This is a genomic window from Micromonospora sp. NPDC049175, from assembly GCF_043197345.1.
Lineage (GTDB): Bacteria > Actinomycetota > Actinomycetes > Mycobacteriales > Micromonosporaceae > Micromonospora.
In genome coordinates this window covers 154,270-167,974 of sequence record NZ_JBICSY010000003.1, presented here as the reverse complement: position 1 = coordinate 167,974, position 13,705 = coordinate 154,270, and the positions used below count along the sequence as shown (strand labels likewise).

Annotated in this window: 11 protein-coding genes; 8 read left to right on the top strand and 3 right to left on the bottom strand. The window is 72.3% G+C overall.

Translation table 11 applies throughout. The features are described from left to right. Window positions 1-255: 255 nt before the first annotated feature. Window positions 256-2,484, top strand: a complete 2,229-nt coding sequence (locus ACGFH8_RS14740; protein WP_393367294.1) for a hypothetical protein — start codon at window positions 256-258, stop codon at window positions 2,482-2,484. 9 nt (window positions 2,485-2,493) lie between these two features. Here ACGFH8_RS14740 and ACGFH8_RS14735 read toward each other — a convergent pair whose 3' ends face one another. After that, entirely contained in the window at window positions 2,494-3,249 is a 756-nt protein-coding gene (locus ACGFH8_RS14735) for an SDR family oxidoreductase (protein ID WP_393367293.1), read from the bottom strand. Here ACGFH8_RS14735 and ACGFH8_RS14730 point away from each other — a divergent pair. Beyond that, window positions 3,233-4,033 (top strand): class I SAM-dependent methyltransferase, encoded by an 801-nt coding sequence (locus tag ACGFH8_RS14730; protein ID WP_393367292.1) that lies wholly within the window; start codon window positions 3,233-3,235, stop codon window positions 4,031-4,033. The genes ACGFH8_RS14735 and ACGFH8_RS14730 overlap by 17 nt on opposite strands. Window positions 4,034-4,315: 282 nt before the next feature. Then, window positions 4,316-5,644 (top strand): ice-binding family protein, encoded by a 1,329-nt coding sequence (locus ACGFH8_RS14725; RefSeq protein ID WP_393367291.1) that lies wholly within the window; start codon window positions 4,316-4,318, stop codon window positions 5,642-5,644. A 135-nt stretch (window positions 5,645-5,779) separates the two neighbouring features. Here ACGFH8_RS14725 and ACGFH8_RS14720 read toward each other — a convergent pair whose 3' ends face one another. Beyond that, a complete protein-coding gene (locus tag ACGFH8_RS14720; RefSeq protein ID WP_393367290.1) occupies window positions 5,780-6,310 on the bottom strand; it encodes an AAA family ATPase in 531 nt (176 codons plus the stop codon). A gap of 100 nt (window positions 6,311-6,410) precedes the next feature. Between ACGFH8_RS14720 and ACGFH8_RS14715 the strand changes: the two genes are divergently transcribed. Genes ACGFH8_RS14715 through ACGFH8_RS14705 form a run of 3 tightly spaced genes read left to right on the top strand, consistent with a single transcriptional unit; the run spans window position 6,411 to window position 8,969 of the window. Continuing rightward, window positions 6,411-7,754, top strand: a complete 1,344-nt coding sequence (locus ACGFH8_RS14715; protein ID WP_393367289.1) for a hypothetical protein — start codon at window positions 6,411-6,413, stop codon at window positions 7,752-7,754. After that, on the top strand, window positions 7,751-8,359 hold the full coding sequence (locus ACGFH8_RS14710; RefSeq protein ID WP_393367288.1) for a hypothetical protein: 609 nt from the start codon (window positions 7,751-7,753) through the stop codon (window positions 8,357-8,359). The genes ACGFH8_RS14715 and ACGFH8_RS14710 overlap by 4 nt, the downstream gene beginning before the upstream one ends. Before the next feature lie 4 nt (window positions 8,360-8,363). Further along, a complete protein-coding gene (locus ACGFH8_RS14705) occupies window positions 8,364-8,969 on the top strand; it encodes a hypothetical protein (protein WP_393367287.1) in 606 nt (201 codons plus the stop codon). 52 nt (window positions 8,970-9,021) lie between these two features. On the opposite strand, the gene ACGFH8_RS14700 is transcribed toward ACGFH8_RS14705, so the two are convergent. After that, a complete protein-coding gene (locus ACGFH8_RS14700) occupies window positions 9,022-11,622 on the bottom strand; it encodes a LuxR C-terminal-related transcriptional regulator (RefSeq protein ID WP_393367286.1) in 2,601 nt (866 codons plus the stop codon). Between the two features lie 254 nt (window positions 11,623-11,876). On the opposite strand from ACGFH8_RS14700, the gene ACGFH8_RS14695 reads away from it, so the two are divergent. Both ACGFH8_RS14695 and prfH read left to right on the top strand, forming a co-directional pair. Then, the gene (locus ACGFH8_RS14695) at window positions 11,877-13,064 is read left to right on the top strand and encodes an RNA ligase RtcB family protein (RefSeq protein ID WP_393367285.1); all 1,188 of its coding nucleotides are present in this window, start codon (window positions 11,877-11,879) and stop codon (window positions 13,062-13,064) included. Continuing rightward, on the top strand, window positions 13,061-13,696 hold the full coding sequence (gene prfH, locus ACGFH8_RS14690) for a peptide chain release factor H (protein WP_393367284.1): 636 nt from the start codon (window positions 13,061-13,063) through the stop codon (window positions 13,694-13,696). The genes ACGFH8_RS14695 and prfH overlap by 4 nt, the downstream gene beginning before the upstream one ends. Window positions 13,697-13,705 lie beyond the last annotated feature (9 nt).

The window sequence follows — 13,705 nt, the reverse complement described above, 5'->3', positions numbered from 1 at the left end:
CACCTACCCCGCCAGCACCCGCTCAATCCCCCGCGCCGCTGGATCGACGCCCCGCCCGCGCCTGCGGTACGCGGCGTCGACCGTCCGGCCGCGGCGGGAACGGGCCGCGATTGGAGCCGTCCGGTTCGGGTAGACCGCGGTCTGCCGCCGTCGCCGGTGGCGACCCCGGCACGGTGCGGACAGGGCTGGCCCCGGGTGGAACGTGTGCCATGGGGCCGCGACGCCTCGGGGGGACCATCGGATGGATCAGCGCGGTTGAGCGGGCCAGACATCGCCGGCGGCATCGTGGAGCTGCGGGTGCACGGGGTCTCCGGCGCGAACGCCGAAGAGGTGCTGGACCTACGGCAGACCGCGCAGGTGGCGGGTGACCGCAGCGGAGGCTTCTACCGGCCGCGCCCCCAATATTCGGACGCCACGGGCGCACACGGGTTGACGCTGGAGGCGTACCGCTGGGGTGATCTGCCCTCCGGGACCGTGGCCCGCGCCCTGGGGTTGGTCTTCCTGCTCCCGTTCATGCTCGTCAACGTGGCGATCTGGATGCGTCCCGCGAACTCCGGTTCCGAGGCGGTGGTCAGGTCGCTGTACCGGGTGCTGGCGCTCACGCTCACCGTGCTCTACGTGCTCGCCATCGCCGGCGTCGCCCTGGATCTCGTCGGCTGGAAGTGTCTGAACTCGTCGAACTGCCTCGCCGGACGTAGCTGGCTGTCCTGGTTGAGCGGGCGGCCGGTCGGGCTGCGACTGGCGGTGCTCGCGCTGGTCCCGGCCACCGCGATCGGCCTGATCTGGCGGGCCAGCAACCGGCCGGGGCGGACGTTCGAGGCGTTTCGTGCACCCGAGCAGGTCTCCGGGCACCGGCTCGGCGCGGTCGGTCAGTGGGACGCCGAGCCGCTTGTCGGGCGGCTGCGCTCGATCCACGTCGCCGCCGCGTTCGCGACGCTGGACCTCACCCTGCTCCTGGCCCGGATCGCCAGCGGCGCCACCGCCCTCGGCGTCGCCCTGACGGTGGCCACCGTGGTGGTCCTGGCCGCCTGCGTGGGATCGCTGTGCGCTCCCCCGTTGATCGACCGGGCCGCGAGCGATGGGCGACTCGACCGGATCACCCACGCGCTGCGGTCCACCGCCATCGTCCTGACCGTTGTCGTGGTGGCCCACGTGCTGGCCAGCCCGCAGCCGTGGGACGAACGTCGCGAACTGCCCGGCTACGACACGACCCTGGCCGGGCTGTTCGTGGCACAGACGACCCTGCTGGTCGCGCTGGGCGTGGTGCTGCTCCGGCGCCGGGACCGGCGGCGGGGTGCGACACCGCTGGTCGGGCTGGGTGGGCTCGCGATCGCGGCCGCCGGGGTCAGCGTGGCGGTGGCGTACTCCGCCGAGCTGGTCTACCGGGCGGCGGACTTCCTCGACCGGGACGTGCCGACGGGCGCGGGCATCGCCGCCGGCCCGCCCCGCGCGTACACGTGGGTGATCTTCGGCTTCCTGCGCGCGATCGTGCTCACGCTGATCGTCGCCGGCCTGGTCGTCGTGATCTCCCGCCGCGGCCGGCGTCGCGACGCCGCGGCGATCGTCGCCCACGACTACCCGGACCCGCCGGCGGAGGCCAGGACCCGACTGCGACAGGTCCGCGACGCGATAGCCCGGGCCCGGTTCACCGAGAAACTGGTGCCGCTGGCGGTGCTCTTCGGCTGCCTCGCCGGCCTCGCCACGGCCAACACCACAATCGGCCTGCTGGGACAGTTCCCCAGCGACCTCGTCGAGAGAACCATCGGGTTGCCGGCGGACGCGGTCACCTTCAGCATCGCGTTCGGCAGTTGGCTGATCGCCGCGATCATCCTCGGCCTGATCGTCGGCAGCGTCTTCGCCTACCGGACCATCCCGTTCCGGCGGCACGTCGGCGTTCTCTGGGACCTCGGCACGTTCTGGCCCCGAGCCGCCCATCCCTTCGCACCGCCCTGCTACGCCGAACGCGCGGTGCCGGAGCTGACCCGCCGGATCACGTACCTCGTCGAGAGCGGCAATGCCGTGCTGCTCACCGGGCACAGCCACGGTTCCGTCCTGCTCGCCGCGACGGTGCTTCAGCTACCCCCGAAGGTCGGCAGCCGGGTCGCCCTGCTCACCCACGGATCACCGCTGCGTCGCCTCTACGCGCGGCTCTTCCCCGCCTACATCGACGATGCGGCACTGCACGACATCGGCCACCGGGTCGGTTGGCGCTGGGTGAACCTGTGGCGCGACACCGACCCCATCGGCGGCTGGGTCTTCTCCTCCCACCGGTCACCCCGGGCGGCACCGAGCAGCGATCCGGCAGACGCCGTGGATCGTCGACAACGCGATCCCCGCGACGTGGTGACGCCGGCCAGCGACAGCGTTCCCCCTCCCATCCACGGACACTGGCCGGACGAGGCGGACGCGTCGTTCACCGCGGCGGTGCGGGAGTTGGTGCGGCGTCTCGGTGGGCGGACGGACCCACCCGCCGCGCCCCGGTAGCGAACCGCCTCACCGGGGGCGGGTCGCCCGGGCACGCCAGTCGTCGAGGCCGGTGCCGGCGATGCGCGCACCGTCGGCGGGGACCAACGAGCGTTCGCCAAGCGTGGCACCGAAATACCGGGCATCCGGGTCGGCCACCACCGACCGGGGATCCTGCTGGGACGCGAGGATGGATCGGCCCAGTTCGTCGAGGCGGAACTGCTCCGGGCCAGCGATCTCGACCACCGCGTTCGTGGGCGCGCCGACGACGACCTCGGCCACCTCGGCCGCGACGTCGTCCGCCGCCATCGGTTGGATGAGGACCGGCGCGAGGTGCACGGTGTCGCCGTCCGTGGCGGCGTCGATGATCCCCTGGAGAAATTCGAAGAACTGCGTGGCGTGCACGACGGAGTACGGGATCCCGGCCGCGACGATGAGCTTCTCCTGGGCAACCTTGGCCCGCATGTATCCGCTGTCCGGGATCCGGTCGCACCCCACGATCGAGAGCGCCGCGTAGTGGCCCACCCCGGCCGCCGCCGCGGCGGCGAGGAGGTTGCGGGTGGACGTCTCGAAGAACTCCAGCACGGCGGCGGCCTCGAACGACGGCGAGTTCGACACGTCGACCACGACATCGGCGCCGGCGAGTGCCTCGGCCACTCCCTCGCCGGTGAGTGTGTTGACGCCGGTCTTCGGTGACGCCGGCACCGCCTCGTGCCCCCGGGCACCGAGATTGTCCACGAGCTTGGAGCCGATGAGGCCGCTGCCACCGATGACGACGATCTTCATGGTCGGACACGTCCTGTCTGCGCTGGGTTGTCAACCGCTGCCAACCAGTAAGACGGAAACCGTGCAGCGATGTAGGACAATCGCCCAAGAACAGTTCGACGAGGATCACCTGATCCCCCCGGAGGTCGACGTGGCCGAGGTGTCCCATCCGGTGTTCGCCCGGGTGTACGAGAGACTCAGCGTCGCCATGGACCGCGCCGGCACGGCGGAGTTCCGCCGGGACCTGGTCGCCGGCCTGTCCGGTCGGGTGATCGAGATCGGCGCGGGCAACGGCAGGATGTTCGCCCACTATCCACCCGCGGTGACCGAGGTCGTCGCGGTCGAGCCGGAACGTCGACTGCGCGCCGCCGCCGAGCGGGCGGCGCCGGGCGCGCCGGTGCCGATCACCGTCGTCGACGGTCTGGCGGAGGCCCTGCCCGCGGGTGACGGCGAGTTCGACGCGGCGGTCGTCGCACTTGTGTTGTGCACCGTGCCGGATCAGGCGAGCGCGCTCGCGGAGGCCAGCCGGGTGCTGCGCCCGGGTGGTCAGTTGCGCTTCTTCGAACATGTCGCCGCCGAGCGGCACAGCGGCTTGCACCGAGCCCAACGACTGCTCGACGCGACACTGTGGCCGAAGCTGTTCGCCGGCTGTCACACCAACCGCGACACCGTCGCCGCCATCAGCGCCGAGGGGTTCGTGATCGAGGAGCTACGTCGGTTCCGTTTCCCGGCCACCAGCAACAGCCCGTCCGCACCCTGCGTGCATGGCCGGGCGATCAGGCCCGCGGCGGCACCCCAGCCCTGAGGAAGGCCGCTGGGCTGGGAATAAGGACGACTGTCGATTCGACAAGGCTCGTCCTTTCGCGATGTCGGGCACAGGGGCGGACCAACCGATCACGCGGTTCGGGGCAATGTGAATGCGAATGGACATTGCCGATTCGGCGTACCTAATATTCCGTTTTGTACGCATAAGCGACCGTGTCGTGATGTGGTGGTGACCGCACTTTGACAGTGCCATCAGGACGTTTCACGCAGGGTCGTGGCTCACCGGGCTCTCCTGCGAAGTAGTACCCACGGAGGGTGTTCTGTGACCGTAAAGCCCAATCATCATCGTCGTCGCCGAGGGCTGCTAACCGCGCTCGCGGCGTCCGCGGCCGCCGCCGTCGCCGCGAGTTTCCTGCTGCTCGGTTCGACCCCGGCCAGTGCCGCCGACGCACCGGTAAACCTGGGAACGGCCGGCAACTTCTCCGTCCTCGCCGGAGCCGAGCCCACCAACACGGGCCCGAGCTTCCTGGGTCAAAGCCTTGGACGGTTCCCGGGAAACACCGCGGCGGGTTTCGGCACGGCAACCATCGGCGGTGAGGTCCACCTCGGTGACGCGATAGCTCTCCAGGCCCAGAGTGACCTGACCATCGCCTACAACGACGCCGCCGGGCGGACACCGTTCACCATCCTGCCCGCGGAACTCGGCGGCAACACGCTCAACCCCGGCGTCTACCGCCTCGGGGCCGCACAGCTGACCGGGGCGTTGACGCTCAACGGCCAGGGCGACCCCTCTGCCGTGTTCATCTTCCAGATCGACTCCTCGCTGACGACGGCGTCGAACAGCAGCGTCGTCCTGATCAACGGCGCTTCGGCCTGCAACGTGTTCTGGAAGGTCGGCAGCTCGGCGACGATCGGCACGGGCACCACATTCGTCGGCACCGTCATGGCCCAGGCTGCGATCACGATGGCCACGGGCGCGACCCTCCAGGGTCGTGCGCTGGCGCGTACCGCCGCCGTCACCCTCGACGACAACGTCATCACGGCGCCGCTGTGCGCCGGGCCCAGCGGTCCACCCGGCCCGTCCGGTCCGCCCGGCCCGTCCGGTCCGCCCGGGAGCCCCGGCGCGCGTGGTACCCCCGGCGCACCCGGCAGCCCCGGCGCACCCGGCAGTCCCGGCGCACCCGGCAGCCCCGGCGCACCCGGCAGCCCCGGCGCACCCGGCAGTCCCGGAGCACCCGGCAGTCCCGGAGCACCCGGTACCCCCGGCGCACCCGGTAGCCCTGGCGCACCCGGCAGTCCCGGCGCACCCGGTAGCCCCGGCGCACCCGGCAGTCCCGGAGCACCCGGAGCGCCTGGCGCGCCCGGCAGCCCCGGAGCACCTGGACCGCAGGGCGCACCCGGGCCGCAAGGCGCACCCGGAGCACGAGGACCGCAAGGCGCACCCGGGCCGCAGGGCGCACCCGGAGCGCGAGGGCCACAGGGAGCACCCGGATCGCCTGGCGCACCCCGTAGCCCCGGCGGCAGGGATCGCCCCGTCCTGCCGGTGACCGGCGGTGGAGCGGTCCCCGCCATGACGGGCATCGGAAGTGTGCTCGTCCTGCTGGGCGCGTCCGCGTTCTTCCTCGCCCGGCGTCGCACCCGGGAGTCCTGATCGGAGGCCCGGCCGGTGACGCACCGGTCGGGCGCCTCCGGGACTGACCACGCACACCACCAGTCGGCCCACTCCCCAGCGGGGTGGGCCGACTGGTCGGTGGGTGCGCCGGTGTGGATCCGCACGCGACCGGCGTCACCTGGTGGGCAGGCCCGCCACCCAGTCGTCCAGTCCCGCCGGGCTCGCGAACAGCAGCACCGGCGGCCCGGCCGGATCGGCCTGCCAGGCCCGCATCCGCCGCCGTTCCCGGCCGAACGCGGCGACGTGCCAGACCAGGATCGAGTCCGCGGACAGCACGCTGCCAAGTGATTCGCGGTTCCCGTTGCAGATCACCTCGCCCGAGCCCAGGCGGCGCAGGGTACGGCGCAGCAACCGCCAGAACGAGCGCCACCACGGGTAGTCCAGGGCCACCACCAGGTCGGCACGCGCCAGCGGCACGTCCCGCCACCCGTGGTACGCGCCGTCGAGGATCCACGTGTCCCGACGGCAGATCTCCTCGATCCGGCCGCGCTGCTCGGCAACCGGCACCTCGACCCAACCCGGCCGCCACACCAGGTCGTCCACCGGATGCCACGGCATCCCGAGGCGCTCGGCCAGGCGTTCGGCGAGAGTGGACTTGCCCGAGCCGTGCACCCCGTAGACCAGGATGCGACGCGGTGCGGTCATCGCGGCAGCGTACGCCGGGGCAGTGGCTGCGTAGTCGGGCGGACCGACCTACGTAGCGACTACCGACGATCGCCGGCCGGCTGGCCGGTGCAATGGACGCATGACAAGCAACGAGGCCGCGAAGGCCAGCAACCCGGACAGCGCCGAGGCGATCGTCCGCCCCAGCACCCCACCGAGCACACCTCCGCAGCGGACCACCCCGGACGACGCGCCGGCCAAGGCGGACATCGCCGCACCGGCGCCGCCGCCGGTGCGCGCACCCGAGCAGACCCGGCAGACCGAGCAGGCGCAGCGCGCCGAGGGACCGCCGGCCACGTCCGCTCCGGTCGTCAAGGGCGACGCCCAGGCGGCACCGACGACGCCGACCCCGTCGCCGCCGACCACCATCACCGCCGACACGGTGGCCGCGCGGGCCGTCGTGCTCGACGGCGCCGACAACGGTCTGGTGCTGACCAACTTCACGACCCGGGCGTACACGATCGGGATGAACGGTGGCACCAGCACCATCAGCCTGGCGAACGACAAGCGCGCCTACACCACAATCCTGGACGGGCAGAACGGCAACCTGTGGGCGGCCAACAACGTCAACAGCCGCAGCCTCAGCGCTAACCAGGTCGACCTGGACGGCCCGAACAACCACGTCAAGTTCTGCCACAGCAAGACCCGCACCTACACCGTCGGGATCGACGGTGAGAAGAGTTCGATGGCGTTCGCGCACCCGGACACCCGGCAGTACAAGCTGCTGCTCAACGGCACCACCGGTGACCTGTGGGCGGCCAACAACCTGAACAGTCCCAGCGTCACCGCGACGAACATGTCCGCCACGAACGCGGTCAGCTCGAAGATCGTCGCGGCGAACCAGGTCGACCTGGACGGCACGAACAACCACATCAAGTTCTGCCACAGCAAGACCCGCACCTACACCATCGGGATCAATGGCGACCAGAGCTCGATGGCCTTCGCCAACCCGGACACCCGGCAGTACACGGTGGTCATCGACGGTGTGCACGGCGACATCTCGCTCAGCAACGCGGATCTGGCCGAGGAGTTCGATGTCGCCGACGGTCACCTGACCGCGGCGATTCCCGGCGCGGTGCTGGTGATCGGCGAGACCGGTGCGCTGGAACTGGCCGACAAGCCGTACGACAGCGCGGTGGCCGGCGTGGTCTCCGGGGCGGGCAGCTTCGCCCCGGCGATGGTCCTGGACCGGCAGCCGGACAGCGACACGCGTCGACCGCTGGCCCTGGCCGGCAAGGTCTACTGCCTGGTCGACGCGACACACGGCCCGGTGCGCCCCGGCGACCTGTTGACCACCTCCCCCACCCGGGGGCACGCCATGCGGGTGGCCGACCCGCTCAAGGCGGTCGGGGCGATCCTGGGCAAGGCGCTGGGTCCGCTGCCGACCGGTCGGGCGCTGGTGCCGATCCTGGTGACCACGTCATGACCAGCCTGCGTCAGGCGGCCGGCAAGTATCTCCGGTTCGAGGCGCCGATGACGGTGCGGGCGGTCGGCGCCGACCTCGGCCGCCCCACCGGGTCCACCCGACAGTTGCTGGTGCAGCTCGACCAGACGTCGAGCGAGTGGTTCTCCGGCAGCCTGCTGCCCTCGAGTGTGAAGGGCAGCGCGTGGCTGCGGCTGTTCAGCGACGGTTTCTACATGTTCGAGGGGCACGTGCACGAGAACGGCGCCGTCGCGCACAGTTGGTCGATGGTGGCCACGCCTGCCTTCGTGGACGCGGACGGCAACGCCTTCGTCTTCTCCGCCAGCGGCAAGGTGTCGGACAACGAGAGCAGTGACGACTTCGCCGAGCACGGGCACGATCCGCGGATCGCGCAGTACTGGGATCAGCTCACCAACGCCACGGTGAACTTCCGGCTGAGCGTGACGATGAACGTGGGCCAGCTCATCGGCAACATCCTGAAGTGGATTCCGCTTGTCATCCTCGGGGCGGTGGTCGCCGGGTGGGTCGCGTTCTTCGGTCAGCCGGGCAAGGTCCACGCCTACAAGGACGAGAACGGCACCGTGCACATGTGGAAGTCGAGAGAGTGACGGCATGGCAAGCGTCCGTACGGCCGCCGCGCAGTTTCTCGACATCCGGGCGCCGCTGACCCTGCGCCAGGTCGGTGCGCAGGTCGGGCATCCGTCCGGGTCGACCCGGACGGCGATGGACCGGCTGGAGCAGGAGTGGAGCAACACGTTCTCCGGCAGCCTGTTGCCGTCGAGCGTCAAGGGCACCGCGTGGCTGCGGATGGCCAGCGACGGCCACTACTGGTTCCAGGGGCACGTCCACGAGAACGGTCTCCTCAGCCACAGTTGGAGTTTCGCCGCCGGACCGAACGTGGTGCACCAGAACAGGAACGTGTTCGTGGCCGTCGCGACCGGTCGGGTGACCGACGAGCACAGCAGCGACGACTTCAGCATCACCGGCCACGACCCGCGCATCGCCGAGCTGTGGGAGCAGATCCGGTACGCGTCGGTCACGTTCCGCCTGGACGTCACGGCCAACTTCGAGGAGTTGGCCAAGACGGTGGGCAAGGGAATCCTGACCGGGCTGGGCATCACGTTGCTGGTCGGCGCGGTCAACCTCCTCGGCGCCAAGGGGGCGGAGTGCCACGAGGACTCCAACGGCAAGATCACCTGCTACACGAAGAACAGTTAGTGGTTTCGCCGGAGGCGACGGCCGTGGCACACCCACGGCCGTCGCCCAGCCCTCAACCGGCCAGACGTAACGCGTCGGACAGCTCACGCCGGGAGGTCACCGCGAGTTTGCGGTACGCCCGACCCAGATGGGTCTGCACCGTACGCACCGACAGCACCAACTGCTCGGCGATCTCCCGGTCGGACAGGCCACGGGCGGCGAACCCGGCGATCTGGGTCTCCCGTGCGGTGAGCCCCGCCGCCACCGCTGGGTCGCCGGGCGCCGCGGCCCGCAGGCGGGTGCGCAGGTCGACGAAGAGTCGGGTGCTGGTCGGGGTGCCGGATCGCCGGGCGACCTCGTCGACCATCCGCAGCGCCTCACCGTTCAGGTTCAGCTCCACCAGGCGGTGGGCGTGTTCCAGCATCACCGTCGGGTTCCGGCCGGCCAGCGCGATCACCGCCCGGCCGGCGGTGACCAGCCGTTCGGCGTCCACGTGCCCGAGGGCTTCGGCGATGCGGGCCGCGTACCGGGACGGGCCGGCGACCGGATCGAGGTGCGCCGCGTAGATGAGATACCCCAGCTCCACGAGCCAGCACCCGGACGTGCGGGCGACGGCGATCGCCTCGTCCATCAACAGTGCCGCACGCGTTCGCTGACCGGACGCCGCGGCTACCGCGGCCGTCGCCCACGGCCGCAGCCCCGGCACCAACGCGACCGCGTCGACGGGGTGCTCCCGCAGCACCGCCTCGGCCTCGTCCGGGTGGCCGTCCTCGGCCAGGGTGATGGCGAGCCAGCCGGTGGCCTCGGAGCGGAACAGCCCCTCCCCGTCGGCCTGCTGCGCGACGGCGTCCCGGAGCCGGCTGATCGCCCCGGCCCGGTCCCCGCTGACCCGCTGGGCGTACCCGTCGAAGACCGGCCACGCGGTGTGGGACAGACCGGAGACCAGCGGATCACTGGGCATCGGCCACCGTCCCGTGGCCGGGTCGGAGACCGGGCCGGTCGGGACGGGCTCCCGCCACAGCTCGGCGAACGCCAGTGCCGCCCCGGCCATCCCCCGGGCGAACGGCAGTGCCGACGAGCCGGACCGCTCCACCGCCGCGACCGCCGCACGGCCCACCCGCGCCGCCTCCTCTGTCCGCCCGGTCAGCGCCAGCGCGACCACCGACGCCAACGTGACACGGAGCCGGCCGGCCGGCGGAAGCGACTCGGCGAGTAACTCGCGGGCACCGTGCAGCGCCCGCGCCGCCTGCCCACTGAAAAGACGCACCACCACGGCGACCGTCGCCGCCTCCGCCCGGACGTCCACGTCGCCGGTGGCCTCGGCGTCCGCGCGGATCCGCAGCAGATCGTCGTACGCCTGCCGAGGCGCACGCCCCACCCAGGCCCGGTGCCGGGCCAGCGCCACCCGGACGGTCAACTGGGCGCCCCGGTCACCGGTTGCCTCGGCATCCCGGTGTGCCGCCGCCAGCGTCTCGTACGCCTCGACGGTGCGGCTCTGCTCGACGAGCGCGGCGGCGAGCGCCACCGCCGCCGGCGCCCCGCCACCGTGCTCCCGGGCCCGTCGGGCGAGCTGTTCGGAGGCGGCCGGATCCGCGTACCGGCAGAGGTTGGCGGACCTGATCAGCTCTGCCGACCCGGCCGGTTGACCGGCGTGCACCGCCCAGAGCGCGCTGGCCATCGCGTGTGCTCCTCGGGTCGCGCCCGGGGGCGTGCTGGCCAACAGGGCGGCGGACACCCGGCGACGTCGCGCGGGCGACATCCGGCGACGCACCGCGGCACCGAGCATCGGGTGGCGGAGTCGTACCAGGATCTGATCGTCGCTCTGCTCGCTGCGGACCATGCCGAGTTGTTCGAGATCGGCGATCACCTCCGCCGACGCGGCCGCCTCCACGACGGACAGCGGCAGGGGTCCGCCGAGGGCCAACGCGGCCAGGGCGTCCTCGCCGGGACGGCCGACGCGGTCCAGCTCGCGGTCGAGCAGGTCGGCCACCTGCGCCGGCACCGCCAGGGCGGCCCGCCACCGCCACTGGTCGGTGTCGCGTACCAGCGCACCGATCTCGCGTCCGTGGTCGATCAGCGCGACCGCCAGTTGTGGCAGCCCGCCCGTCCACTGCCACAGCAGCCCGGTGGTGGCGCGACTGACCGGGCCGGACAACAGTTGCTCGGCCAGGGCGCCGACCGCGTCCTCGGCGAGGGCCGACACGATCAGCCGGGGCAGCCCGACGTCCTTCCAGAGCGCGACCACCGCGTCCGGGGCCGCGACCCCGGACCGGACGGTGACGAGCGCACGGACCGCGCGGGCCTGGACGAGACCGAGCAGCACCGCGGCCGACGGCCCGTCGAGCAGGTGGGCGTCGTCGACGACCAGGACCGGGGTACGACCGGGGCCGCACCTGTCGCGGAGTGCGGCCAGCACACTCGTGTGCACCAGGGCCGGGTGCAGGGGAAGGTGACCGCCGCTGAGGAGTTGGCCGAGCGCGCCGAACGGCACCTCCTTGCTCGCTTCGGTCGCGGTGATCCAGACCTCGCGGAACAGTCGGGGCGGCAGGTCGGCGACGGCGGTCCGGGCGAGGGCGGTGCGCCCGACACCGGCCGGGCCGACCACCACCGCACCGGCGGCCCGGACCAGCGCGGTACGGGCCTCCACCAGCAGGCCGTCACGCCCAGTCAGCATGAACGCATAGTGAACCAACTGCTGGCCAGGGGCGATCACTCATCCGACAGCTGTCGCGCTACCGTCAGTGCCCGCGCGGCGGGCCGCTGCGGCGGCGTCCGTCGGGGCGGAAAATCGTTTGCCGTACTCCGCGGACTGCACGAGAGTGACGTCCATGACGTACTGACGGAACTCCCCCACGCATCCGCCCCCGGTGACATCTCCCGGCGGGCGTGCCGTCGTCCGTTCCCGCGTCTTGTGCGAAATGAGCCTCCTTGTCGCAGCACCACTCCCCTCGGGAGTCCCTGTCCCCGTCCGTCCCGGCCACCGTCACGGTGTTCGCCTCACCCGCGAGCTGGATCGAGTCCGCCGCGCTCGACCAGTGCCAGCAGGTTGCCGCCCTCGACGGCATGATCCACGTTGCGGCGATGCCGGACCTGCACCCCGGCAAGGGCGCGCCCATCGGCGCGGCCATGACGTCGCGGGTGCTGTACCCGTTCCTGGTGGGCTCCGACATCGGCTGCGGCATCGCCGTGTTCCCCATCGCACTCAAGCGTGCCGTGCCGGAGCGCCTCGCCACCCGGTTCCCCGACCTCGACCGCGCGTTGGACCCGGAGCGGGACGCCGACGACCCAGCCTGGGCTGTCGTCGAGGGTGACGTCCCAGCCGGTCACCTGGACGGGCTCGGGACGGTCGGTCGCGGCAACCACTTCGTCGAGCTGGCGCGCGTCGACACCGTCCTCGACGCGCAGCACGCGGGTCGTCTCGGCCTCGACGCCGGCGATCTCGTGCTCATCGTCCACAGCGGTTCCCGTGGCCTGGGCGAGCGGATCCTGCGGGCACACACCGAGGTGCACGGCGCAGGCGCCGCTCCCGACCCCGCCGCCTATCTGGCGATGCACGACGACGCCGTGCGCTGGGGTTCGCTCAACCGCCGGGTGCTGGCGGCCCGGGTCGCGTACGCGTTGGGGGCGGAGCCGACCGCGCCGATCGTCGATCAGTGCCACAACCTGGTCGAGGTCTCCGACGGGGTCTACCTGCACCGCAAGGGCGCGGCCCCGGGCGACGGCCGCGACGTCCTCGTCGCCGGCACCCGGGGCACGGCCTCCTACCTGGTGGCCGCCCACGCCGGCCCGGAGGCCAACCATTCGGTGGCGCACGGCGCCGGCCGCAAGATGTCGCGCGCCGACGCCCTGCGGCGGGGCCGGGCCAAGCACACGGTGGAGGAGCTCCGCCGCACACCCGTCGGCTCGCTCGTGGTGTGCGGCGACCGCCAACTGCTCTTCGAGGAGGCGCCCACGGCGTACAAGCGCATCGAGCAGGTGATCGCCGATCTCGTCGCGCACCGGTTGGCCACTCCGGTGGTCCGGTCGACTCCCCTGGTCACCTACAAGACGCCCGACCTCGGGCCCACCTCCCGCAGCCAGCGGCGGGGCCACCGCGACGGACGGGGCCGGTCGTGAGCGTGCTCCTGCTGCTGTCCGCCGGTCGTGGTCCACGCGAGTGCGCCTGGGCGCTGGCCCAGCTCCTGCATCGGCTGAGCGACGCCGGCACCCGCCGAGGTCTGACGATCGAACAGGTTCAGGTGACGCCCGGCGATCGGCCCGGAACCCACCGCTCGGCGCTCATCCGGATCACCGGCGCGGACGCGGACGCGTTCGCGGCCTCGTGGACCGGGACGCTGTGCTGGCAGGCGCCGAGCCCGTACCGGACGAGCGCGGGCCGGAAGAACTGGTACGTCACCGCGCAGCAGCCGCTGCCCGACGCCGCGCCGACGCCGTTCGCCGAGGCGGACGTCGACATCGTCGGCTGCCGTACCGGCGGTCCGGGTGGTCAGCACCGCAACAAGGCCAGCACGGCGGTCCGCGCGACGCACCGCCCGTCCGGCCTCGTCGTCGTGGTGGACGAGGAACGGCAGTTCAGCCTCAACCGCCGGGTCGCCCTGCGACTACTGCGCCAACGCGTCGAGCAGGGCGACGAGGCGGCCCGCGCCGCCGTCACCACCGCCCGGTGGCGGGTGCACGACGACCTGGTCCGCGGCGACCCGGTGCGGGTGGAACGTCCGGAGCCCCAGCGACCGGGCCGCCGGGGATAGCGACAGGCC

Excerpts from the sequence above, each read along its gene's own strand:
- ACGFH8_RS14710 (WP_393367288.1), top strand. The coding sequence starts at position 7,751 with ATGACCAGCCTGCGTCAGGCGGCCGGCAAGTATCTCCGGTTCGAGGCG.
- ACGFH8_RS14735 (WP_393367293.1), bottom strand. The coding sequence starts at position 3,249 with ATGAAGATCGTCGTCATCGGTGGCAGCGGCCTCATCGGCTCCAAGCTC.
- ACGFH8_RS14705 (WP_393367287.1), top strand. The coding sequence starts at position 8,364 with ATGGCAAGCGTCCGTACGGCCGCCGCGCAGTTTCTCGACATCCGGGCG.
- ACGFH8_RS14730 (WP_393367292.1), top strand. The coding sequence starts at position 3,233 with ATGACGACGATCTTCATGGTCGGACACGTCCTGTCTGCGCTGGGTTGT.
- ACGFH8_RS14720 (WP_393367290.1), bottom strand. The coding sequence starts at position 6,310 with ATGACCGCACCGCGTCGCATCCTGGTCTACGGGGTGCACGGCTCGGGC.
- ACGFH8_RS14715 (WP_393367289.1), top strand. The coding sequence starts at position 6,411 with ATGACAAGCAACGAGGCCGCGAAGGCCAGCAACCCGGACAGCGCCGAG.
- ACGFH8_RS14700 (WP_393367286.1), bottom strand. The coding sequence starts at position 11,622 with ATGCTGACTGGGCGTGACGGCCTGCTGGTGGAGGCCCGTACCGCGCTG.